The organism is Arachnia propionica (assembly GCF_900637725.1).
Lineage (GTDB): Bacteria > Actinomycetota > Actinomycetes > Propionibacteriales > Propionibacteriaceae > Arachnia > Arachnia propionica.
The window spans coordinates 2,303,319-2,326,065 of sequence record NZ_LR134406.1 but is presented as its reverse complement, the minus strand read 5'-3'; the positions used below and the strand labels follow the sequence as shown (position 1 = coordinate 2,326,065).

At 66.9% G+C, this 22,747-nt stretch carries 23 protein-coding genes; 17 read left to right on the top strand and 6 right to left on the bottom strand.

Annotation, left to right across the window (positions count from 1 at the left end; genetic code table 11):
• Positions 1 to 76 precede the first annotated feature (76 nt).
• Positions 77 to 1,159 (bottom strand): branched-chain amino acid aminotransferase, encoded by a 1,083-nt coding sequence (locus tag EL272_RS10285; RefSeq protein WP_061788353.1) that lies wholly within the window; start codon positions 1,157 to 1,159, stop codon positions 77 to 79.
• 191 nt (positions 1,160 to 1,350) lie between these two features.
• Between EL272_RS10285 and EL272_RS10280 the strand changes: the two genes are divergently transcribed.
• The 4 genes from EL272_RS10280 to EL272_RS10265 all read left to right on the top strand — a co-directional run bounded on the left by EL272_RS10280 (position 1,351) and on the right by EL272_RS10265 (position 5,016).
• The gene (locus EL272_RS10280) at positions 1,351 to 1,992 is read left to right on the top strand and encodes a trimeric intracellular cation channel family protein (protein ID WP_061788352.1); all 642 of its coding nucleotides are present in this window, start codon (positions 1,351 to 1,353) and stop codon (positions 1,990 to 1,992) included.
• A gap of 87 nt (positions 1,993 to 2,079) precedes the next feature.
• Entirely contained in the window at positions 2,080 to 3,594 is a 1,515-nt protein-coding gene (guaB, locus tag EL272_RS10275) for an IMP dehydrogenase (protein ID WP_014847133.1), read from the top strand.
• Positions 3,595 to 3,604: 10 nt separating this feature from the next.
• Positions 3,605 to 4,708, top strand: a complete 1,104-nt coding sequence (locus EL272_RS10270; RefSeq protein ID WP_014847132.1) for a GuaB3 family IMP dehydrogenase-related protein — start codon at positions 3,605 to 3,607, stop codon at positions 4,706 to 4,708.
• Positions 4,708 to 5,016, top strand: a complete 309-nt coding sequence (locus EL272_RS10265; protein WP_061788351.1) for a chorismate mutase — start codon at positions 4,708 to 4,710, stop codon at positions 5,014 to 5,016. Before EL272_RS10270 ends, EL272_RS10265 begins: the two co-directional genes overlap by 1 nt.
• A 57-nt stretch (positions 5,017 to 5,073) precedes the next feature.
• Here EL272_RS10265 and EL272_RS10260 read toward each other — a convergent pair whose 3' ends face one another.
• On the bottom strand, positions 5,074 to 5,739 hold the full coding sequence (locus EL272_RS10260; protein WP_061788350.1) for a TetR/AcrR family transcriptional regulator: 666 nt from the start codon (positions 5,737 to 5,739) through the stop codon (positions 5,074 to 5,076).
• A 182-nt stretch (positions 5,740 to 5,921) separates the two neighbouring features.
• Here EL272_RS10260 and EL272_RS10255 point away from each other — a divergent pair, with 182 nt between their 5' ends.
• From EL272_RS10255 to EL272_RS10210, 10 genes are all read left to right on the top strand, one after another.
• Positions 5,922 to 6,983 carry an ABC transporter substrate-binding protein gene (locus tag EL272_RS10255; RefSeq protein ID WP_061788349.1) on the top strand — a complete coding sequence of 354 codons (1,062 nt, stop codon included), beginning with the start codon at positions 5,922 to 5,924 and terminating at the stop codon, positions 6,981 to 6,983.
• 47 nt (positions 6,984 to 7,030) lie between these two features.
• Complete coding sequence (locus EL272_RS10250; RefSeq protein ID WP_014847128.1) at positions 7,031 to 8,059, top strand: FecCD family ABC transporter permease; 1,029 nt, start codon at positions 7,031 to 7,033, stop codon at positions 8,057 to 8,059.
• Positions 8,056 to 9,108 (top strand): FecCD family ABC transporter permease, encoded by a 1,053-nt coding sequence (locus EL272_RS10245; protein WP_014847127.1) that lies wholly within the window; start codon positions 8,056 to 8,058, stop codon positions 9,106 to 9,108. Before EL272_RS10250 ends, EL272_RS10245 begins: the two co-directional genes overlap by 4 nt.
• Positions 9,105 to 9,920: an ABC transporter ATP-binding protein gene (locus tag EL272_RS10240; RefSeq protein WP_014847126.1), complete on the top strand. Its 816-nt coding sequence runs from the start codon at positions 9,105 to 9,107 to the stop codon at positions 9,918 to 9,920. The genes EL272_RS10245 and EL272_RS10240 overlap by 4 nt, the downstream gene beginning before the upstream one ends.
• A complete protein-coding gene (locus EL272_RS10235) occupies positions 9,917 to 11,008 on the top strand; it encodes an LLM class flavin-dependent oxidoreductase (protein ID WP_014847125.1) in 1,092 nt (363 codons plus the stop codon). Before EL272_RS10240 ends, EL272_RS10235 begins: the two co-directional genes overlap by 4 nt.
• Before the next feature lie 479 nt (positions 11,009 to 11,487).
• Positions 11,488 to 12,516, top strand: a complete 1,029-nt coding sequence (locus tag EL272_RS10230; protein ID WP_244926067.1) for an IS30 family transposase — start codon at positions 11,488 to 11,490, stop codon at positions 12,514 to 12,516.
• A gap of 187 nt (positions 12,517 to 12,703) precedes the next feature.
• Positions 12,704 to 13,258 (top strand): RNA 2',3'-cyclic phosphodiesterase, encoded by a 555-nt coding sequence (gene thpR / locus EL272_RS10225; RefSeq protein WP_061788283.1) that lies wholly within the window; start codon positions 12,704 to 12,706, stop codon positions 13,256 to 13,258.
• Positions 13,259 to 13,312: 54 nt separating this feature from the next.
• Positions 13,313 to 13,876, top strand: coding sequence for a TetR/AcrR family transcriptional regulator (locus EL272_RS10220; RefSeq protein ID WP_061788284.1), 564 nt, complete (start codon positions 13,313 to 13,315; stop codon positions 13,874 to 13,876).
• Between the two features lie 106 nt (positions 13,877 to 13,982).
• Positions 13,983 to 14,945, top strand: coding sequence for an ATP-binding cassette domain-containing protein (locus EL272_RS10215; protein ID WP_061788285.1), 963 nt, complete (start codon positions 13,983 to 13,985; stop codon positions 14,943 to 14,945).
• The gene (locus EL272_RS10210) at positions 14,942 to 15,766 is read left to right on the top strand and encodes an ABC transporter permease (protein ID WP_061788286.1); all 825 of its coding nucleotides are present in this window, start codon (positions 14,942 to 14,944) and stop codon (positions 15,764 to 15,766) included. The genes EL272_RS10215 and EL272_RS10210 overlap by 4 nt, the downstream gene beginning before the upstream one ends.
• A 282-nt stretch (positions 15,767 to 16,048) precedes the next feature.
• Here the strand turns inward: EL272_RS10210 and cysK are convergent, their stop codons facing one another.
• A complete protein-coding gene (gene cysK / locus EL272_RS10205) occupies positions 16,049 to 16,978 on the bottom strand; it encodes a cysteine synthase A (RefSeq protein ID WP_014847119.1) in 930 nt (309 codons plus the stop codon).
• Positions 16,979 to 17,104: 126 nt separating this feature from the next.
• Between cysK and guaA the strand changes: the two genes are divergently transcribed.
• The 3 genes from guaA (at position 17,105) to EL272_RS10190 (ending at position 19,454) form a co-directional block, all read left to right on the top strand.
• Positions 17,105 to 18,658 carry a glutamine-hydrolyzing GMP synthase gene (guaA, locus tag EL272_RS10200; RefSeq protein WP_014847118.1) on the top strand — a complete coding sequence of 518 codons (1,554 nt, stop codon included), beginning with the start codon at positions 17,105 to 17,107 and terminating at the stop codon, positions 18,656 to 18,658.
• A 131-nt stretch (positions 18,659 to 18,789) separates the two neighbouring features.
• Positions 18,790 to 19,029: a hypothetical protein gene (locus EL272_RS10195; protein ID WP_014847117.1), complete on the top strand. Its 240-nt coding sequence runs from the start codon at positions 18,790 to 18,792 to the stop codon at positions 19,027 to 19,029.
• On the top strand, positions 19,026 to 19,454 hold the full coding sequence (locus tag EL272_RS10190) for a type II toxin-antitoxin system VapC family toxin (protein WP_014847116.1): 429 nt from the start codon (positions 19,026 to 19,028) through the stop codon (positions 19,452 to 19,454). Before EL272_RS10195 ends, EL272_RS10190 begins: the two co-directional genes overlap by 4 nt.
• A gap of 289 nt (positions 19,455 to 19,743) precedes the next feature.
• On the opposite strand, the gene EL272_RS10185 is transcribed toward EL272_RS10190, so the two are convergent.
• The 3 genes from EL272_RS10185 to EL272_RS10175 are packed head-to-tail and all read right to left on the bottom strand — an operon-like array spanning position 19,744 to position 22,614.
• Complete coding sequence (locus EL272_RS10185; protein WP_014847115.1) at positions 19,744 to 21,234, bottom strand: ABC transporter ATP-binding protein; 1,491 nt, start codon at positions 21,232 to 21,234, stop codon at positions 19,744 to 19,746.
• The gene (locus tag EL272_RS10180; RefSeq protein WP_073970125.1) at positions 21,231 to 21,968 is read right to left on the bottom strand and encodes an energy-coupling factor transporter transmembrane component T; all 738 of its coding nucleotides are present in this window, start codon (positions 21,966 to 21,968) and stop codon (positions 21,231 to 21,233) included. Before EL272_RS10180 ends, EL272_RS10185 begins: the two co-directional genes overlap by 4 nt.
• Before the next feature lie 31 nt (positions 21,969 to 21,999).
• Entirely contained in the window at positions 22,000 to 22,614 is a 615-nt protein-coding gene (locus EL272_RS10175) for an MptD family putative ECF transporter S component (RefSeq protein ID WP_014847113.1), read from the bottom strand.
• Between the last annotated feature and the right edge of the window lie 133 nt (positions 22,615 to 22,747).

The window sequence follows — 22,747 nt, the reverse complement described above, 5'->3', positions numbered from 1 at the left end:
GCGCGTTCACCGCGGGCGCGGCCAAGACGCGACAAGGCGCACCGACCAGGGCCGGTGCGCCTTGTCCTCGTGTTTCTCAGACGATGCGGTGCATCCAGCCGTAGGGGTCGGGACGCCGCCCGTACTGGATCTCGGTGAGCTGCTGGCGCAGGTCGAGCGTCGTGGTGCCCGGTTGCCCGTCCGCCACGGTGTGGGTGCCGTCGGGGTCGGTGAAGCTGGCCACGGGGGTGATGATGGCCGCGGTGCCGCAGGCGAAGACCTCGCGGATGCTGCCGTCGTCGATGCCCCGGTGGAGTTCCTGCTGCGGGAGGCGGCTTTCCTCGACGGCCAGGCCGGCATCGGCCGCGAGACGCAGGACCGCGGAGCGGGTCACGCCTTCCAGGATCGAGTCCGTGAGCGCCGGGGTGATCACGCGGCCGTCGGCGGTGACGGCGAACAGGTTCATGCCACCCAGTTCCTCGACGTAGCGGTGCTCCACCGCGTCTAGGAAGGCGACCTGGCTGCACCCGGCCGCCTCGGCCTCCTGCTGGGCCACCATCGAGGCGGCGTAGTTGCCGCCGCACTTGGCGAAACCCGTTCCGCCGGGAGCGGCTCGGCTGAAGTCGCGGGAGACCCAGATTTTGACCGGCTGCACCCCGGATCCGCCGAAGTAGGCCCCGGACGGGCTCGCGATGACCGCGTAGGTTACTGAGGTCGACGGCTTGACTGCCAGGAATGCCGAGTGGGCGAACATGAAGGGCCTCAGGTACAGGCTCTGCTCCGCCCCGCGCGGCACCCAGTCCCGGTCCACCTCCACGAGACGGTCGATGCCGGTCAGGAAATCGTCGACGCTGAGTTCGGGCAGCGCCAGGCGACGTGCCGAACGCTGGAACCGGGTGGCGTTAACGTCGGCACGGAATCGCCAGATCGAACCGTCCTCGTGGGCGTAGGCCTTCAAACCCTCGAACGCCTCCTGGGCGTAGTGGAACACCGCCGAGGCCGGGTCGAGGGTGAACGGGGCGTAGCCGACGATCCGGTGATCGTGCCAGCCGTGTTCCGGATTCCAGTCGATCAGGACCATGTGGTCGCTGAAGTTCGATCCGAACCCGGGGGAGGCGAGGATCGCCTCGCGTTCGGCCTGCGGCCTGCGGGTAGTGGGTGCTAGGTGGAAATCAGCCATTGTTATCTCCTTCGGTGTTCAGGCGCAGCGGGCCATGCCGCCGGTGACGTCGATGCTGGGCCATCCGGTCTCCTCTTTTCAGGACTCGTCTGTTCCGGAGATGCTCCCCGGCCGGGAGCCTACACCTCGTTATTTCCGGCGGAATGGAAAACGTCCACATGCGGGATCCCGGGCGATTAGACTCTCCGACCGTGGTTTGGGATCTGGAGATGCTGGCCCGATGGGGGATATCGGTGGCGGGAGTGGTGGCATTCGCGGCATCTGGGGCCCTCGAGGCGAAACGCCGGGATCTGGACGGCGTGGGTGTCATCACGCTCGCGTGCTGCACCGCCGTGGGCGGCGGTGTGATCCGCGACCTCCTGATCGGCGCCGTTCCCGTGGCGGCCCTGGTGGATCTCTGGATGATGGGTTTGTCGGTGCTGACGGCGGTGGTCGTGATGCTGCTCGTGCAAACCGGGAGACGGCTGCGGATACCGCTGCTGCTGTGCGACGCGGTGGGGCTCGGCCTGTTCACCGTCGACGGGGCGCTGAAGGGACTGTCCTTCGGGTTGCATCCCGCCGCGGCCACACTGACCGGGGTGGTCACCGGAGTGGGCGGCGGCATCCTCCGAGACGTCCTGGCCAGCGAGGTGCCGCTCGTCTTCCGTCGCCGTTCCCCCTTCTACGTCGTGGCGGCCCTGCTCGGCAGCGGGTTGATCGTCTGGCTCGCCACCATGGGCTGGGCCAGTGGTGCCGGGATGTTCGGCACCGCGGCGCTGATCTTCCTCATCCGGATGACGGGGCTTCGCTACGGCTGGCACATACCGAACGGGCGCAGCCGGGGCAGGGCGTAGCGGGTGCTCGGAACCCCTGTGATCCGCCCGTCCCGCGGGTGCGCGCGATAGACTCGCCGCCTGAGATCAATTGGGAGGAGCAACCTCGTGGCGAATCTGACCCCCTCCGGCGTACCGGCTCCCTTTGAGGCGCTGGGACTGACCTTCGACGACGTGCTGCTCCAGCCCAACGAATCGGACGTCATCCCCTCGGAGGCGGCGACCTGCACCTGGTTCAGCCGCAACATCCGGTTGAACGTTCCCCTGTCCTCGGCGGCCATGGACACCGTCACGGAGACCCGCATGGCCATCGCCATGGCCCGGGAGGGCGGCATCGGCATCCTGCACCGCAACCTGTCCATCGACGACCAGGCACACATGGTGGACCAGGTGAAACGCTCGGAGGCCGGGATGGTCACCCAGCCCGTGACCATCGGGCCCGGGGCCAGTCTCCAGGAGGTGGACGAGGTTTGTGCCCAGTACCGCGTCTCCGGGCTACCCGTGGTGGACGATGACGGGATGCTGCTCGGGATCATCACCAACCGCGACCTGCGTTTCGAGGACGACGGCACCCGCCCCGTGAGCGAGGTCATGACGAAGATGCCCCTGGTCACCGCGCCCGTCGGCATCTCCAACGACGACGCCCTGGCGTTGCTGGCGAAGAACAAGATCGAGAAGCTGCCCATCGTCGACTCGTGGGGCAGGCTCAAGGGCCTGATCACCCTCAAGGATTTCGTCAAGGCCGACAAATACCCCAACGCCGCCAAGGACGACGCCGGCAGGCTCCGGGTGGGTGCGGCGGTCGGTTTCTTCGGTGACGCCTGGGAGCGGGCCATGGCCCTGGTGGAGCAGGGGGTGGACTGCGTCATCGTCGACACCGCCCACGGTCATTCCCGTGGCGTGGTCGACATGATCCGGCGCATCAAGGCCGACCCGGCCGCCGCCGGGGTGGACGTCATCGGCGGCAACGTTGCCACCTACGCCGGGGCCCGGGCGCTCGTCGAGGCGGGGGCCGACGGCGTGAAGGTTGGCGTCGGACCGGGGTCGATCTGCACCACCCGCGTGGTGGCGGGGGTCGGTGTGCCGCAGGTCACCGCCATCCACGATGCGGCCCGCGCCGCCAGGCCCCACGGCGTGCCGGTCATCGGGGATGGTGGTCTCCAGTACTCCGGCGACATCGCCAAGGCCATCGTCGCGGGGGCCAACTCGGTGATGCTCGGGTCGCTGCTGGCCGGTTGCGAGGAAAGTCCCGGCGACCTGGTGTTCATCAATGGCAAACAGTTCAAGACCTACCGGGGCATGGGTTCCCTGGGGGCGATGGCCGCGCGCGGCCGCAAGGCCTCCTACTCGAAGGACCGTTACTTCCAGGGCGACGTCACCAGCGACGACAAGCTCATCCCCGAGGGCATCGAGGGGCAGGTGGCCTACCGCGGCCCCTTGGCGGCGGTCGCCTATCAGCTGGTCGGTGGGCTCAGGCAGTCGATGTTCTACTCCGGTGCCCGCACGATCGATGAGCTGCAGGAACGCGGACGGTTCGTGCGGATCACCGCCGCGGGTCTGCGAGAATCGCATCCGCACGACATCCAGCTCACCGCTGAGGCCCCCAACTACTGGTCACGCTGACAGGAAAACGATGTACGAATTCGGCCGCTCCAAGAACGCCACCCGCGGGTACTCCTTCGACGATGTCGCCATCGCTCCCGCACGGCGCACCCGCTCCGAGTCGGAGGTGGACCTCCGGTGGCGCATCGACGCCGTCACCTTCGACGCCCCCATCGTCGCCGCCCCCATGGACTCGGTGATGTCTCCCGCCACCGCCATCGAGATGGGGCGCCTGGGCGGGCTGGGGGTGCTCAACCTGGAAGGCCTGTGGACTCGCTACGAGGATCCGTCCCCGGCCTACGAGCAGCTCACCGAACCCGCCGACCAGGTGACCACCACCCGCCGCCTGCAGCAGCTCTACGCCGAACCCATCAAGGCGGAACTGATTGAGGCCCGGCTGGCTGAGATCCGTGCCGCGGGGGTGCCGGTGGCGGGCGCGCTTTCGCCCGCCCGGACCCAGCAGTTCGCGGACGTGATCGAACGGGCCGGGGTGGATTTCTTCGTGATCCGCGGCACCACGGTCTCCGCCGAGCACGTCGACGAGGCCGAGAACACCCTCAACCTGAAGGAGTTCATCTACCGCTTCGACGTGCCCGTGCTGGTGGGGGGCTGCGCCACCTACCGGATGGCCCTGCACCTGATGCGCGCGGGCGCCGCCGGGGTGCTCGTCGGATTCGGTGGCGGTGCCACCCACACCACCGCCTCGGTGCTGGGTATCGAGGTGCCGATGGCCTCCGCCGTCGCCGATGTCGCGGAGGCGCGCCGCGACTACCTGGAGGAGTCGGGCGGGCGCTACGTGCACCTGATCGCCGACGGCGCGGTCGGGAGGTCCGGTGACATCGCCAAGGCCATCGCGTGCGGGGCCGACGCGGTGATGGTCGGCTCCCCGCTGGCGCGCGCCACCGAGGCCCCCGGCCGCGGCTGGCACTGGGGACCGGAGGCGTGGCACGCTACCCTGCCGCGCGGCGAGCGGGTGTTCTTCGAGCAGGTCGGTTCCTTGGCCGAGGTGGTCAACGGTCCCTCCCACCTGCCCGACGGAACCATGAACCTCGTCGGTGGGCTGCGCAAGGCCATGGCCTTCACCGGTTACACCGACATCAAGTCCTTCCAGCGAATAGACGTGATGGTGCACTGATGGAACCCGAGGACGCCCGCCGGGAACTGCTGAGGCTGCGGGGCAGCATCGACAACATGGACTCCATGCTGGTCCATCTGCTGGCCGAGCGTTTCAAGATCACCCAGCAGGTGGGAAAGCTGAAGGCCGCCGCGGGGCTTCCCCCGGCCGACCCGGACCGTGAGGCGCAGCAGATCCAGCGGCTGCGTGCCTTGGCCGCCGAATCCGAACTGGACCCGGAGTTCGCGGAGAAGTTCATCACCTTCATCGTCCGCGAGGTGGTGCGGCACCACGAACAGATCGCGGCGGAGGAAGCGGACGAGGGCTGAACTGACCTCCGGGTGGGGAAGAACCCCGGAAACGCGCGGTTGCGCAGCACTCAACGCTTATTTCGCTCCTTCGGGGGCGGTTTCAGGGCTTGAGTGCTGCGCAACCGGGTTTTCCCGGTCCAGCAACAAGATGGAGCCCCGCGCCGTGGCCCGGATGGACCACTCGAAGCGCTTTCGTGGGCTCAGCAGGGCGATCGACTCGGCCCCGGCCCGGACCGTGGGTGCCTGTTCGGGCAGAGGGCCGGGTGCGGTGTCGTCGTGGGACAGCGGATTGATCTCGCCCAGGGCGATTGCGTGTTCCGCGACGGTCGAGACCAGCAGGCTGGCCTGCGCCGGCGGGTAGCCGAAACGTGAGGCGAAGGCCGCCTGCTGCCCTTCAGCCAGCCTGATCGTGAACTCGTGTCTGGGGGCGGCGAGCCTGGTCAGGTGCTGTCCGATGCCCGGATTGGCCATCACGAAGTCGCGGAGCGTGTGCGCCAGTTCGACGAGCGCGTCCTCCGGGTCCGTGGCCGTCGGTTCGGGGAAGACGTGCCCGGCGACGATGCCCTCGGCGACCATGGCCCTCAGCCCCTCGAGGTCCCCGACGATCCGGTAGATCGACATCTCGCTGACGCCGAGTTCTTTCGCCACCCCCCTGATCGACAGGCGCGGAAGGGTGATGCGTTTTCCCGCCTCGACGATGCGTTCGGTGGTGATCAGGCGAGGCCGTCCGGGTGAGACCATGCCCCAATTCTTGCGTCTTTCGGTGAGGTTGGGCGTTCAGAGGTCCGGAGGGACCGTTTCGGAGGGTGCGTGAGACACATCTGGTCACTCGCCACACAATAAGTTAGTGTATCTAACATAAATGTTCCGCCAGCCGCTGGCCGAGTGGTCCCGAGCGGCTCTGAGCGAAGGTGTCGCCCAATATGTCCTTCCGGTTTCCTCTGCTGATCCGTCTGAGTGGCGTCCTGCTGGCCTTCTGCGCCCTCGCCGCCACGTCGTGCTCATCGACATCCAACGGGACACCCGAGTCCTCGTCGGCGTCCGAAACGACGAGCTCTCTCCTCCCGGCTGCCGAGGGAAAAACAGAGTACCCGCTGACGCTGACCTCTCCCTACGGCGAGTCGGTCATCGACAAGCGTCCGACTCGTGTCGCCACCGTCGGCGCGAACGCCGTGGACACGGAACTCCTGCTGTCCTTGGGAGGGGTCCCCGTGACCACCAATGGTCTCGGATTCAACAAGGCTCCCTGGCTGAAGGAGGCGGCGGCGGATCGCATCGAACTGGTCTTCGAGACCGAGAGCTGGGACCAGTACCCCTACGAATCCATCGCGGCGGCCAAGCCCGACGTGATCGTGGTGTTCGGTTACGACCTGACCAACTCCTTCGCGAAACTTTCCGAGATCGCCCCGGTGGTCACAAGCGACAAGCCGTGGACCGGATACTTCAGCAACCCCTGGCAGGACAACATCCGCATTCTCGGCAAGGTGCTCGACCTGTCCGGCGCAGCCGAAAAGGTGATTTCCGACTACGACTCCTACATCGCCGGCATCAAACAGGCCAACCCGGGTTTCGCGGGCAAGAGCCTCAGCTACACGGTCTGGTTCGGGACCCAGCGAGGCCTCAGCTACCAGAGCCTTCCCGGTTCGATCATCACCGAGGTGTTCACGTCCATGGGTTTCACGCAGGCCCGTAACGCGGGTTCCTTCTCGGAAACCCAGACCGTCAGCCCTGAACTGATGGGGTCGATCGACGCCGACGTGCTGATCGTCTCGGGCAGTGAGGGCGCCACCGAGGCGACTCCTGAGGCCATCCCCGGTCTGACCGACTCCGCCGTCTTCCAGGGCCTTGAGGCCTGGAAGAACGGGCACACGGTCATCACCGAGAAGAAATCACCCGCCGGATGGGCGATGTCCACGGCCGGCCCGATGGGCACCAGGGTGGCGCTCGACATCCTGGTGCCCAGGATCGCCGAGGCGATCGGATGACCCCGCCCCCTCCCGGGATCCGCTGACACCGCTGCGCAGAATCCATCATGATCCGCTCGTCCGTCCTGTACCGGGGTCCTGCCGGGGCTCCCCGACGGCCGGTGACCGTGTTTGCCGGACTGGTCGTGATTCTCCTGCTGTCGGTCCTGGCCAGCACGATGACGGGAGCCAGGTTCCTCAGCCCCTCCGAGTGGTGGCGGGCGCTCGTCGCTCCCGGGGCTGATCCCGTCACCGCGATCGTGTGGGACATGCGTATCCCGCGCACGGCCGTCGGCCTGGTGGTCGGGGCCGCCTATGGCGTGGCGGGTGCCCTGATGCAGGCGCTGACCCGCAATCCTCTGGCGGATCCGGGAATCCTGGGTGTCAACTCCGGCGCCGGGCTCGCGGTGACGGTCGGCATCGGTCTGTTCGGCATCACGGGAGTGGAGGGCTACCAGTGGTTCGCCTTCGTGGGTGCCGCCGGGGTCACGGCTCTGGTCCTGCTTCTGGGGGCCACGGGCCGGGGCCCCACAGCGCCGGTCCAGCTGGTTCTCGGCGGGGTGGCCATGTCGGCCGTGCTGAGCGGGGTGAGCCAGTTTCTGTCCCTGCTGGATCCGGACACCTTCGCGGCGGTCCGCAACTGGGCGGTGGGATCGATCGGACGCACCCGGATCGCAGAACTTCTCCCGGTCCTGCCCCTCGTTGGCGTGGCCCTGATGCTTGCGTTCGCCCTGGGGCGTTCGCTGGACGCCATGGCCCTGGGTGATGACGTCGCATCCGGGCTGGGGGTCCGGGCCGGGCGGACCCGGTTTCTGGCAGTGATCGCCATCACGCTCCTGGCTGGTCCCGCTACCGCGATCACGGGTGGAATCGCCTTCGTCGGACTGATGGTCCCGCACGTGGTGCGGTGGGGTGTCGGATCCGGCCAGCGGGTGATCCTCGCCGGATCCCTGCTGGTGGGTCCGGCCCTCGTGCTGGCGGCCGATGTGCTCGGCCGTGTGATCGCCATTCCCGGGGAGATCGAAGCGGGAATCCTCACCGCCGTGATTGGTGCGCCCCTGCTGGTGCTGCTGGCCCGCAGAGCGAGCACCACATGAGGCAACGAGTCGTCTTCGCGAACCGGATGCTCCGCCTGAGCGGGGCCCGGTTCGGCATTCGTATCGCTCTGCGCCCGCTGCTCCTCCAAGGGCTTCTGGGTCTCCTGGCGCTGGTCCTTGCAGGGGCCTGTCTCCTGGTCGGCGACTATTCCTTGACCCCGGGGCAGGTGCTCGACGTGTTCCTGGGCGGGCGATCTTTCGCCCGGGTGGTCGTTCTCGAATGGCGTCTGCCCGCCGCGGCTTCCGCGGTGGTTTTCGGCGCCCTGCTGGGGATCGGTGGTGGAATCTTCCAGTCGTTGACCCGTAATCCCCTGGGATCGCCGGACATCATCGGTTTCGACGCTGGGGCACACACCGCCGTCGTGGTGGGAATCCTGCTGTTCGGCGCCCGCGCGCAGGGAATCATCGCGGTGGCCGCCGTGGCCGGGGGACTGCTGGCCGCCTTCGTTGTGCACCTGCTCTCGGGGCGGACCACGACGGGGTTCCGTCTGATCGTGGTCGGTCTGGCCGTCTCCGCCGCGTTGGGTGCCGTCAACGCGTACCTGGTCACCCGTGCCCGTGTCGAGGACGCCATGCTGGTCGGATTCTGGGGAGCTGGTTCCCTGACACGCATCGAGGCGGGGTCGCTTCCGATGTGGCTGGGGGCAGCGGCCGTGCTCCTCGTGTCCGCGGGTCTGCTGGCCCCTTCCCTCGGGATCATCGAGCTGGGCGACCAGACCGCTGGCGCGCTCGGGATCCAACTGGAACCCCGCAGGGCAATCCTCGTCGTCGTCGGGGTGGCGGCCTCTGCCGTCGTGACGGCCGCCGCCGGGCCCATCGGTTTCGTCGCCCTGGCTGCCCCGCAGGTCGCGAGGCGACTCATGAGGACCCCTGGGATCTCCATCGCGGGGGCGGCGACGACGGGAGCGGTGCTGCTGTCGGCCGCCCAGCTCTGCTCCGCGTTGGCCAGCAGCAGCAACCGTCCCGTGCCCGTGGGGCTGATCACGGTGTCCGTCGGCGGTCTGTACCTGATTTACCTCCTGGTGCGCGAGGGAAGGAGATCCGCATGACACCCACCGGTCGGCTGCGGGCCGACGGGGCGAGGCTCGGCTACGGCAACCGCATCATCTCCAGCTGCCTGGACCTTGCGATCCTCGATGCGGAGTTCACCGCCGTGGTGGGGCCGAACGGCTGCGGCAAGTCGACGCTGCTGAAGGCGCTGGCCCGGCTCCTGAAGCCAACTGCCGGGCGGGTGATCCTCGACGGCCGCGACATCCACGACCAGCCCACTAGACAGGTTGCCAGAAGAATCGGCATCCTGCCGCAGAGCTCGATGGTCCCTGACGGCATAACCGTCTCCGAGCTGGTGGCCCGGGGCAGGTTCCCCCACCAGGGCTTCGCCCGCCGGTGGACCCTGCGCGACGAGGAGCTGGTCGCCCGTGCCATGGACGAGGCGAACGTCACCGCCCTGGCGACCAGACGGGTCGATGAACTGTCGGGTGGGCAGCGCCAACGGGCCTGGATCGCGATGGCGCTCGCCCAGGACACCCCCATACTGCTGCTCGACGAACCCACCACCTTCCTCGACATCCGTCACCAGGTGGAGTTGATGGAACTCCTGGTGGACCTGAACCGGAGAGGACGCTGCCTGGTGGCCGTGCTGCACGACCTCAATCAGGCAGCACGTTTCTCCACCCATCTGATAGCGATGCGGGCCGGCGAGATCGTCGCCCAGGGACCACCGGGTGAGGTGGTGACCCCTGGTCTCGTCGAAGAGGTCTTCGGACTGCCCTGCGTCGTGACCCCTGACCCTGTCACCGGATCCCCCCAGGTGACACCGATCGGGCGCATCGCGCCCCTGAACCACGAAGGACCGACATGACCCTCAGCACAGGAATTGCACTTTCCCCGATCTGGCTGCGCGGAGAAGCTTGGAGACGCGACGACAGCCGCGTCGAGGAGATGTTCTCCCTGAGCCCCTACGCCGAGCTCGCGCGGAAGGCCGAGGCCGCTGCGCTCGACTTCCTCTTCTGCCCCGAGGCGGGCTATCTCAGGCCGGATTCCGTCGGTGGGGCACCGGGATTCGCCACCCTCGACTCGTTCACCCTCGTCACGGCCCTGACGCCTCTCACGACGAGGATCGGCCTGGTTCCGACCATCCAGACGGCCTACGCGCACCCGTTCCCCGTCGCCCGGGCGCTGGCCTCCCTGCAGCAGATCAGTGGGGGACGTGCCGGCTGGAACGTGGTCACCGCCCTGGGGGGTGAGGAGAACTACGGACTGGACACACCCCCTGGATCCGAGGAGCGATACGCCCGGGCCTGCGAGTTCGTCGAAGTCGTGAACGCGCTCTGGGATTCGTTCCCCGCCGAGGCATTCGTCGCGGACCGGGCCTCCGGGATTTTCGCCGATCCCGGGAAGGTGAAGGCCATCGACTTCGAGGGCGAACACTTCCGGGTGGCCGGACCGATGGCCCTCCCATCGCATCCCGCAGGGCGACTGCCCGTCGTCCAGGCCGGGGCATCACCCACCGGGATCGCCTTCGCGGGTGCCGTGGCCGATGTCGTGTTTGGGGCGGTCCCTGACCTGGAGGACGCAGTCGCACAACGGGCTGCTCTGCGTGATGCGGCCGTCGCGGCGGGTCGCGAGGCCGACGACATCCGGTTTCTGCCCGGGCTCAACATGGTGTTGGCGGACAGTCGCGAGGAGGCCAATGCGGTGGCCGAGTCCAGCGGGGTGGATGCAACTCTGCACTGGACCGTCGTCGGCACCCCGGAGGACGTGGCCGATGCGGTCGAGGCTCGGGCGGAGGCGAGGGCGATCGACGGTTTCATCGCGCTGCCCGGTGGGTCGCGGAACTCCGTCGACCTGTTCCTGGATCAGGTGGTGCAGATACTCGCACGACGCGGACTGCGCCGGGACGGGTATCGGGGAAACACGCTTCGTGAACACCTGGGATTGAGGGGCTGAGGGCGCACCCACAGGCCGGTTGGCCCGGGGCCTGGTTAAGGGGCGGTCCGCGTCGAAACCCCTTCTTGAAGTTGGTTGGGCCGGGCTGCGACGAGGGAGCAGTTCGTGCCGGAGCCTCCATCGGTGGTCGGGGGAAGACCCACACCCCGTAACAACGACCCGACCCCCTCCCTGTGCACGAATCGCGGAGGTTCGACTGTTCAACGTCGGCGGGTTCAGAGGGTGTGCGCAACAACAGTTTCTGGAGGTGTGTTGTGCGGTTGGATGAGCAGCGTCGTGGGTTGATGTTGGTGTTGTTGGGGCAGGGCCGGTCGTGTCATTCGATCGCGCGGGAGTTGGGTGGTAGTCCTTCCACTGTGAGGAAGGTGGCTGTCGAGGCGGGGATGGTGTTGTCGAGGGGCCGGGTGGGAGGGGTTGGTGGGTTGAACGAACATCGTTACAGTCCGCGGCGGCGTCGGCGGCGGTTACGGGAGAACCCGGTGTTGGAGGTGGGAGAGCCAGCGCAGTGGCGTGACGGGCAGGGCCGGTTGACCCTGGCGGGGCGGATCCTGATCGAGGTTCGGGTCGGTGACCGGGTTCCGCCCTCCCAGATCGCTGCAGAACTCGGTGTCCACCGTTCCACGGTCTCCAGGGAGATGAAGCGTTGTCCTGGCCGGTACCGGGCCCAGCCGGCGCAGCGGCTGGCAGACTGGTCACGTCGGCGTCCCAAGGACAGGAAGCTGGTACTCGGGACACCGTTGTGGGACGAGGTGGTGACACGGTTGAACAACAAACATTCCCCGCAGCAGATCGCTCACCGGCTGCGTCAGGACTTCCCGGAGGACCCCACGATGTGGGTCAGTCACGAGACGATTTGCCAGGCCCTCTACGTCCAGGCCGCCGGCGGGCTGCGTCATGAACTCACCGTCGAGAAAGCCCTGCGTTCCGGACGTACCACCCGAGGTCCCCGGTCACGGCTGTCCGGGCGGGGTAGCCGTAGCTGGATCGGTGAGGCCACCATCACCAACCGTCCGGCCGAGGTCGAGGACCGGGCAGTTCCCGGGCACTGGGAAGGAGACCTCATCATCGGCAAGGGCGGCACCTCGGCCCTGGTGACCCTCAACGAACGCACCACCCGCTACACCATGATCCAACGGGTCACCAGCCGTGACTCCACCACCGTGACCGACGCGTTGATCCAGATGGCCCACCGACTCCCGGCCACCTTGATGACGACCCTCACCTGGGACCAGGGCATCGAGATGGCCCAACACGCCCGCTTCACCCTCGCTTCGGGCTGCCAGGCCTACTTCTGCGATCCCCACTCTCCCTGGCAACGCCCCACCAACGAGAACAGCAACGGCCTGATCCGGGACTTCTTCCCCAAAGGCACCGACTTCACCCACATCACCGACACCCAGGTCCAACACGCTGAAGACCTCCTCAACACCCGACCCCGCCGAGTACTTGACTGGGCCACACCAGCCGAGAAAATGGAACAACTACTCAACATTGCACACACCACTTGAAACCGCCGTCGCCACACGACGTTGAACCGTTTTTCTTCCGCGTTTCGTGAACTGGGAGAGGGGAGGGAAGAGGAAGGGGAGGGGAGTGTCTCTGTATTCCTTGTCAAGTGGCGAGGGGGCGGGTGTGGGATGGTTCCGCCTCGACCAGTTCCGGGTTTCTCGACGAAGTGATCTCTAGGATCGTCGGATGCGTTGTTTCATCGCCGTGACACCTCCCGCTGATGTCGTTTCCGACATCGACCGCTTCCTGGAACCGCGCCGCACCGCCACCGAGGGCTCGCCGTGGCGCTGGAGCCGACCGACGACCTACCACCTCACGCTGGCCTTCATGGCCGACCACCCCGGCCACTGCATCGAGGAACTGGCTCAGGCACTCGACGAATGGGCCGGGCGCCATGCCCCGCTGGCGATGAACATCGCAGGGGCGGGCGGGTTCCGTGGCCCGGAGCGCGCCAAGGTGTTGTACCTCGGCGTTCCGGGGGGCGCGGCGGTACAGCTGGGGGAGTGGTCCGGGCAGCTGCGGGCTCTCGTCACCCACCACGGCGGCAGCCCCGATGGGGCGGGTTTCAGGGCCCACCTCACCATCGCCAGGGCCCAGCGCGCCCAGAACGCAGGGCGTCTACTCCAGGCCCTTGACACCTACGCGTCCCGGGAGTTCGTCGTCCCCGAGGTCGTCCTGGTGGAATCCCGTCTGGCAACCCGGGTCCACGAGGTACTGCACCGCGCGATCCTGCGCGGGTGAACTGCGACACGCCGAATCTGTACATCTGTACATGTACGGATGTACATTAGTGCCGTGGCGAAACGGACGAGGGACCCGGAGGGGCGCAGGAAGAAGATCCTGCAGGCCGCCGGGGAGCTGATCAAGGAGATCGGGATCAGCGCCGTCACGCACCGGAAGGTGGCCGAACGCGCACGGGTGCCGCTCGGGTCGACCACCCAGTACTTCAAGTCTCTCACCGACATGCTGGCGGAGGCGCTCACGGGCCTGGAGGAGGAACGCGAGGAGAAGCGGGCCGAGTTCGCCTCCGAACTCAACGAGGTCGATGACCCTGTTGGCCTGGTCGTGGACATGGTGACGGAGTCCCTCTCGGACCTGAAACGGACCCGCAACGAGATGTCCTTCGCCCTGCTCTACACGACCCACCCGAAGCTTCGGCGTTTCATCGTCCCCGGTGACGCGGCCCTGGTGAAGCGGTTGTCGCGGAACATCCCGGAGGCGACGGGACGCGCCGTGCTCGCCTACTGCTACGGGGTCCTGTTCCAGGCCGTCGTCCAGGAAACCGTTCCCCCGCGCGAGGAGATCGAGGCGGCGCTGCGCCGCCTCGCCGGTGATTCCGCGGAACGGGGGGATCCATGAAAAGCAAGAGTGCCGCGATCCGTAGGTGCATTGGAACGCGGCACTCCCGGGCGGGCAGTCGTTGCAGCGGCTCTCGCCTGATTCCACACCACGAGAAAGGGAATGCATGACCTTCATCACGGCGCAGGAACTGCGTAAAACGTATCAAACCAAGACCGGGCCGGTGCGCGCCCTCGACGGGCTCAATCTCTCCGTCGAGCAGGGAACCGTTCGGGGCTTGCTGGGCCCCAACGGCGCGGGGAAGACCACCGTCGTGAAAGTTTTGACCACCCTGCTGCGCCCGGAATCCGGGAGAGTGAGCGTCGCCGGGATCGACGTGCTCGCCAATCCCGCGAAGGTGCGTCCGCTGATCGGCACATCCGGTCAGTACGCGGCCGTGGACGAGGTGCTGACCGCCCGGGAGAACCTGGTGCTGGTGGGCAGGCTGTACCGGATCGGAACCCGCCAGGCGAAACGGCGCGCGGAGGAACTGCTGGAGGCCTTCGACCTGACCGAGGCCGCCGACCGGCCGTTGAAGGGTTTTTCCGGTGGGATGCGGCGGCGCGTCGACCTGGCCGGGGCGCTCGTGATCAACCCTCCGGTGCTGTTCCTCGACGAACCGACCACCGGCCTCGACCCGCAGGCCCGGCTGGGGCTCTGGGAGGTCATCCGGGAGCGTGTGGGGGAGGGAACCACGGTCCTGCTCACCACCCAGTACCTGGAGGAGGCCGACCAGCTGGCCGACTCCATCTCCGTGATCGACCGCGGGCACGTCATCGCGGAGGGGACCGCCGACGAACTCAAGGCGTCGGTGGGTGGCAAACGCATCGAACTGACCCTCGTCGACGAGGCGGATGTCGACCAGGCGCGGAGGATCGTCGCGTCCAGCACCGGAGCCGAGGTGGCGGCCACGGGGCGGGTTCTCACGGCACAGGTTGGTGACCCCACCGCAGCGCTGATCGCGGTACTGACGGCCCTGGGTGAAGAGGGTGTCGAACTGCACGACGCCGGGATCCGCCGCCCGACCCTGGACGATGTCTTCCTGACCCTGACGGGTCACGCGGCCGAGGAGCAGGAGGTGGCGGCATGAGCCCGGTTCAGGCCCTGGGACGCGGACCGGTGACTGGCTGGTTGGGTGACGTCCACGCCGTCCTGGTGCGTAACCTGCTCCAGTTGCGGCGCAGCCCCGAGATCATGGCCTTCTCCGTCATGCAGCCGGTCATGTTCGTGCTGTTGTTCACCCAGGTCTACGGCGGCGCCGTGCACGTCCAGGGCAGCGACTACACGCAGTTCCTGATGGCCGGTATCTTCGGGCAGACGATCGTGTTCGGGACGATGATCTCCGGCATCTACATGGCCGAGGACCTCAAGGAGGGGATCATCGACCGGTTCCGCACCCTGCCCATGGCGCCCAGCGCGATCCTGGTGGCCCGCACCCTCGCGGACCTGGCCGTTGCCGCCTGCTCCGTGTTCGTGATGCTCGTCGCCGGTTTCGTGGTCGGCTGGCGTTTCCAGGCCGGGGTGGGGAACTTCCTCCTCGGGGTGCTGCTCCTGCTGGTCACCGCGTGGTGCTTCAGTTGGGTGATGCTGCTGCTGGGGGTGGCCGTTCCCAAACCCCAGTCCGTCAACAGCGCCGGCATGATCGTGCTGTTCCCGACCTCCTTCGTCAGCAACGCCTTCGTGCCCTCGGAGACCCTACCCGACTGGCTGCGCGGGATCGCCGAGTGGAACCCGCTGTCGTCGCTGGTGCAGGCGGTGCGGACGCTGTTCGGAAACCTCGGCACGGCGGCGGTGCCCGAGGTGTGGTCGTTGCAAAATCCCGTGGCGGCCACCGCAATCGCGTGGGTGGTGCTGCTGGCGATCTTCCCGGCACTGACCGTCGCCGTCTTCCGTAGACGCGTCGCGCGTTGAAAACGCGAAGACTCCCCCGCCGACCGATGATCGGCGGGGGAGTCCGGTTTCCTGGCCGGAGCAGGTCCCGTGGAACCATCCCGTACCAAGCCGGTTGAGCCGGCCTGCGAGCAGGGCGTGTCGAAACCTCTTGCGCATATCCGGGGAGCTGTGTTCGGGTTCTGCCTACCGAATGCGGGGTGGTTTCGACTCAGCCGTTCGCTTCGCTCACGTGCTGGCTCAACCAGCTTCAAAGGGAGGGTGAGCCGGCTTCCGGGGATCCGTTTTTTCCCGTCCCGGGGATCAGGCGTCGACGAGACCCTCGAACAGGACGGTGGACAGGTAGCGTTCACCGAAGTCGGGCAGCACGGCGACGATCGTCTTGCCGGCGTTCTCGGGACGGTTGGCGACCTCGACGGCCGCGGAGAGGGCGGCGCCGGAGGAGATGCCGACCAGCAGACCCTCCTGGGTGGCGGCCGCCCGGGCGAACTCGATGGACTGGTCGATGTTGCGGGTGATGACCTCATCGATCACGTCGCGGTCCAGGATCTCCGGAACGAAGTTCGCTCCGAGGCCCTGGATCTTGTGCGGGCCGGGCTGGCCGCCGGACAGGATCGGCGACTCGGCGGGTTCGACGGCGATGATCTTCACCTCGGGTTTGTGTTCCTTGAGCACCTGACCGACCCCGGAGACGGTGCCACCGGTTCCCACCCCAGCCACGAAGATGTCAACCTTGCCGTCGGTGTCGGCCCAGATCTCCTCGGCGGTGGTGCGGCGGTGCACGGCGAGGTTGGCCGGGTTCGCGAACTGACGGGCCAGAACGCCGCCACGCTCCCCGGCGATCTCCTCGGCCTTCGCGACGGCCCCCTTCATACCCAGCGGACCGGGGGTCAGCACCAGCTCGGCGCCGTAGGCGCGCAGCAGGGCCCGGCGCTCCAGGGACATGGTCTCGGGCATGGCCAGAACCACCTTGTACCCCTTCGCCGCACCAACCATCGCCAACGCGATACCGGTGTTGCCGGATGTGCCCTCAACGATGGTGCCGCCCGGTTTCAGCTCGCCCGAGGCCTCTGCGGCCTCGATGATGGCGGCGCCGATGCGGTCCTTGACGGAGTTGGCGGGGTTGTAGAACTCGAGCTTCGCGATGACGGTCGCGTTGCCCCCGGCGATGCGATTCAGCTTGACCAGCGGGGTGCGTCCGATGAGCTCGGTGACATTGGAGTAAACGGTCATGTAGGGGACAACGGAGCTCGCCGCGTCGCTATTCCCACCACGATCCGTTGTATCACATGCTGGACACCCGGCTGTGATGCCCTATCTTCTGGCTCAACTGGATCGGCTGGGCCTAGACTCTCGCTCATGATTTCCCAGCACGACCTGGTACTCGTGGTCGACTTCGGCGCCCAGTACGCGCAGCTCATCGCCAGACGGGTCCGTGACGCCCACGTCTATTCCGAGATCATCGGTTCCGAGGCCTCCGTGGAGGAGATCCTGGCCAGGCGGCCATCGGCCATCATCCTGTCGGGCGGGCCGTCGTCGGTCTATGCCGATGACGCTCCGCAGGTCGATCCGGCGCTGTTCGAGGCCGGCATCCCGGTTTTCGGGATCTGCTACGGCTTCCAGGCGATGGCCCAGGCCCTGGGCGGGTCTGTGGCCAAGACCGGGCAGCGCGAGTACGGTCGCACGCCCCTGTCCATCCAGAACAGTGGCAAACTCCTGGCGACCCTCCCGAACACGCTCAATGTATGGATGAGCCACGGGGATTCCGTTTCCCGCGCCCCGGAGGGTTTCCATGTGCTGGCGCGCACGGCGGGCGCTCCTGTCGCAGCCTTCGAGTGCCGGATGCGGAAACTGGCGGGGGTGCAGTGGCACCCGGAGGTCGCGCACACCCAGTGGGGGCAGCAGGTGCTGGAGCACTTCCTGTTCCACATCGCAGGGCTGGCCCCCGACTGGACCCCCGAGAACATGGTCAGTGAGGCCATCGCGGACATCCGCGCCCAGGTGGGGGACAGCCGGGTGCTTTGTGCGCTGTCCGGAGGTGTGGACTCTGCCGTCGCCGCGGCGCTGGTGCAGCGGGCCATCGGGCCGCAGCTGACCTGCGTTTTCGTTGATCACGGCCTCCTGCGTGAGGGGGAAGCCAAGCAGGTCAAGGAGGATTTCGTCGAGATCACCGGGGTGGACCTGGTGGTGGCCGACGAGTCCGAACGGTTCCTCGGGGCCTTGGAAGGGGTCTCGGATCCGGAGGAGAAACGCAAGATCATCGGTCGCGAGTTCATCCGCACCTTTGAGGCGATGGCCGCCCGGCTGGCGGGGGAACGCGGCATCGACTTCTTGGTGCAGGGAACCCTTTATCCCGACGTGGTGGAGTCCGGTGGCGGGGTGGGGACCGCGAACATCAAGTCGCATCACAACGTGGGCGGTTTGCCCGAGGACCTGCAGTTCACGTTGATCGAGCCGCTGCGCACCATGTTCAAGGACGAGGTGCGGGCTGTCGGCCTGCAGCTCGGCCTGCCCGATTCACTCGTGTGGCGGCACCCGTTCCCCGGTCCCGGCCTGGGGATCCGCATCATCGGTGAGGTGACCGCCGAGCGGTTGGCCGTGCTGCGGCGCGCCGACGCCATCGCTCGCCGGGAGCTGGCGAACGCCCGGAAGGAACGGGAGATCTGGCAGTTCCCGGTGGTGCTGCTGGCGGATGTGCGTTCCGTCGGGGTGCAGGGCGACGGACGCACCTACGGGCATCCCATCGTGCTGCGGCCCGTCACATCCGACGACGCCATGACCGCTGACTGGGCGAAACTGCCGTGGGAACTGCTGGAGAAGATCTCCACCCGGATCACCAACGAGTGCGCCGAGGTCAACCGCGTGGTCCTGGACATCACCAGCAAACCGCCGGCCACCATCGAATGGGAGTAGCTCCGGGATGAGACGTTTCACAACGCCCTGACGTTGAAGAGAATCTCCCGGTAGGCCAATCCAGGTTCTCTCGAAGCGCGGATCGCATCAGTGATGCGTGATTCATGAATCTGTGATGCTACGGTGGTGTCGTGAGGACAACGCTACGACTCGATCCCGAGGTTGCCGCTGCGGCGGAACGTCTACGCCGAGAGCGCCACATCGGTCTGGGCGAGGCCGTCAACGAGCTCGCACGCGCGGGCTTGACCCAGAAGCGGAAGCCCGCGCGTTTCCGACAGCGGACTGCCGGAGTCGGGCTGAGGGTCGACGCCACCGATATCGCCGGCACGCTCGAGCTGCTCGACCAGTACGACGCCGAGGACGCCCGGTGATCGTCGACGCCAACGTCCTGCTCTACGCCGTCGACGAGCAGTCCCACTTCCACACCTCCGCGCGGACGTGGCTGGAGGAAGCGATGAACGGGGCCGAACGTGTGGGGCTGCCATGGGCATCGCTGATGGCGTTCCAACGCATCATCACCCACCCGCGAATAAGCGCGAACCCTCTGAAGCCGGCGGATGCGTGGAGGTGCATCACCGACTGGCTGGACGCCGACCAGGCCTGGGTGCCCAACCCTGGGAACCGCCACAGCGACATCCTCGGAGGGCTTCTCATCGACGGCGATCTGCGCGGGAACTTCGTCACGGATGCTCATCTGGCCGCCCTCGCCATCGAGTACGGCACCGGCATATGTTCCTTCGACAGCGACTTCGCCCGCTTCGACGGCATCCGCTGGATCAATCCCGACCGCGGATAGCACCACCGCTTGACGCCAAGGACGCCACCCCCGACTCGAAGCTGGGGCGACACTTGGTGGCTCTCGCCGGTCCCCCGTGCACTGGTGCGGTAGGTGTGGGATTGATCGCGCTCGGTACATGACTGCAAAGCGCAGAGGCAGCTGCTGTAGGAGTCGCCTTCGCTCTTCATCTCATCAGTCTTTTCCCGGCTGCTCAGATGAAAACCGCATCTGGAATCTGGAAGAAGAATCCCTGGGATCGCCACGATCCACGCCGCCGTCGTGACGCAGCGCACAGGTTTCGAGGACTTCACGAACCCATCATTTCCCGGATGGCGTCGAACCCGTCGGTCACCTGTGCCTGTTCGGTGATGCGGCCACCGTCCATGTGCAGGACCCGGTCGCAGGCGCAGGCGATGAGTTCCAGATCGTGGGTGATCACGAGGACCGCCCTCCCTCGGTCCGCCAGCCGCCTCAACAGGCGGGCCACGCGGTGCATCCCGTCCAGGTCGATCCCGCTCGTTGGCTCGTCGAACACGAGGATCCGTTTGTCGGCGGCCACGCACGCGGCAACGGCCAGGCGCTGCTTCTGACCGCCGGACAGCGTCGCCGGGTGCCTGTCTGCCACGTCGTCCAGGGCGAGCTCGCGCAGAACGGTGTCCGTGTCCACGGCCCCGGCCCGCCGACGCGGCAGGCCGAAGGTCACCTCGGCCGCGACGTTCTCGGCGAAGAGTTGGTAGTTGACGTCCTGGAAGACCATCGACGAGACCCGGGTGCGTTTCTTCCGAGTGGTCGCCGCATCCCCTATCGTGACCGTTCCCCGCGCCTTGGGCTCGAAACCGCACAGCGTACGGCACAGCGTCGTCTTGCCCGCCCCGTTGCTGCCGATGAGGGCGCAGACCTCACCTGCGAACAGATCCAGATCGACCTCCCGGAGGACGGGCTCACCGCCACGGTCGAGAGTGAGGCCGCGCGCCGCCAGGAGAGGGTTCGGGGCCGCGTCGCGGACCGTGGAACCCTCGCGGGCCGCGGCTGCGCGTGGGATGATCTCTTCCGGGTCGCGCACCCGCAGGCCCATCCGGCTCACCTCCTCCGCTTCGAGTGCGGCGAACTCGCCGGCCGTCATGACGCTGCGGAGGCGCCCGTTTTCCAGGAACACGTAGCTGTCGGCGATCCCGGTCAACCAGGACAGGCGGTGCTCGGCGATGAGCACCGCGCACCCCGATTCCTTCGCGTGTTTCACGAATTCGGCCATGTCCGCTGTTGAGGGCAGATCCAGGTTGCTCGTCGGTTCGTCGAGCAGCAGGTTCGTGGGGTGCATGGCCCAGATGCTCGCGAAGGCCACTTTCTGGCGTTCCCCACCCGAGAGCTGGAAAATGTTGCGGCCCGCGAGGGACCGCAGGCCCAGTTCCTCGAAGGTCGCCTCGACGCGGGCCCGGATGTCCTCCTCGGGCCGGCCCGCGCTTTCCAGGGCGAACGCCACCTCCCCGGTGGTGTCCACGTTGAAGAACTGGGTGCGTGGGTTCTGGAAGAGGGAACCCGCCCTCTGGGCGATCTCCCACGTGGTGAGCCCGTCCACGGCCTCCCCGTCGAGCAGGGCACTGCCCAGCAGCTCCCCCGGAAAGAAGCGGGGCGCGAGCCCGCCCGCCAGGCGCAGCAGGGTTGATTTGCCGCACCCGGAGCGGCCACAGAGCACGACCACCTCACCGGAACCCACCGACAGCGACACGTCCTCGACCCCCGCCCCGTCGGCAGCGGCTGGTGCTCGGTACGAGAAGGAGACGTGATCGAACCCGATCATGCGAGAAACCTGAGGGCCAGTGAACCGACGATGGCGGCACAGAAGAGGGCGAGCATCACGTAGTCCGCGAAACCCATGGCGATGTGCAGATAGCAGGTGCGTTTGGTTGGATTCTCGATGCCGCGCGCGATCGCGGCCATGGAGAGTTCGTCGGCCACGCGGCCCGCGTTCATGAGCACGGGCACATAGACGCAGTCGATCGTCCGCATCGGGGCCCGGATCAGACCCAGAGGGGTCGGCGAGATGCCGCGCATCCGCATGGCGGTCTTGATGAATCCCCAGTCCTCACGCACCGCGGGCAGGTAGCGCACGACAACGGCAAGAGGGATCGTCACCGAGCGCGGCGTACCGATTTTCACAAGTGCGCCCATCAGTTCGTTGACGGGGGTGGTTGCCATCGTCGCGTAGGCCATGAGACCGCAGGCGAAAACCTTGCGGATCAGCAGGAAGAAGGAGAAGAACAACGTTCGCAGAGCGATGCCGCCCATGTGGGGGATGAATTGCGCTGCCGTGATGATCGTCGCATAGAGGGCGAGTGTGACCGCAGAGCTCTTCCACCTGCCCAGAACCACGCCGAAGACGAGGGCGAGGCCCATCAGGGCGGCCTCGCAGATCATGTTCGGGGCGAGCGCCACCGCGATCGCCATGGCCGCTATCGCCGCGAGTTTGGTCCGCGGATCAAGGCGGATGCCCTTCTTTGAGGGAGTCTTACGGTGTGAGGCAAGGAATCCCAACGTGACCTGATCCGTCAACGCGGGCCTCCCCCTATGCCGTCGCGCCGGCTTTTTCGAACTGCCTGCGCAGCAGGCGCATGCCCACCAGGCCGCTCACGATGGCGCAGGCGACGGTGGCGAGGATCATTGCGGGAAGCATCCACCCCGTGGCCGTGGACATCATCGTGTCCATGTAGGCGCGTTCCGCGCCATTTCCCGTCAGGTATGACGTGTAGCCACCCGGATCGATCCAGAGCATGAGGTAGGACCCCATGGGCGACAGCGAGTACAGGACGAACGCCGCGAAGTTCAGCGCTTTGTTCGTGAAACCTCCAGCGCTGGCGAGCAGGTCGGCGACGACACCGAGCACGACGCAGGCCACCGCCCACATCCAGTACATGCCAGTGACGAACAGGAGCACTCCCTCGACGACGCCGAGAACGATGAGGGGACCGTGCTTGGGGATCTTCGCAATGAGCAGCAGATAGACCGGCCCCGTGAGCAACGCCACGGCAGCCGGCATCCAGAACGTGAGCACGGGGTTCGGGGCGAGGAACATGCCTCCCGCCATCATGAACACCACGTAGAGCGCCGTGAACACTCCGGTGGTGACCAGGTCGCGGGCGGTGAGTTCCCTCGCGCGTGTATCAGCGGCGGAGGATCCCATTATCCGTCCTTTCGTATCAGGTTAGGCTATGCTATTTTTCATCCGTCAGTATATGAAAATGCGTGGATTCGCCGAGTTTTTCGGGGATTTTCCGTCTCATCTGCACAGATTCGTGTCCCATCGTCACATGATG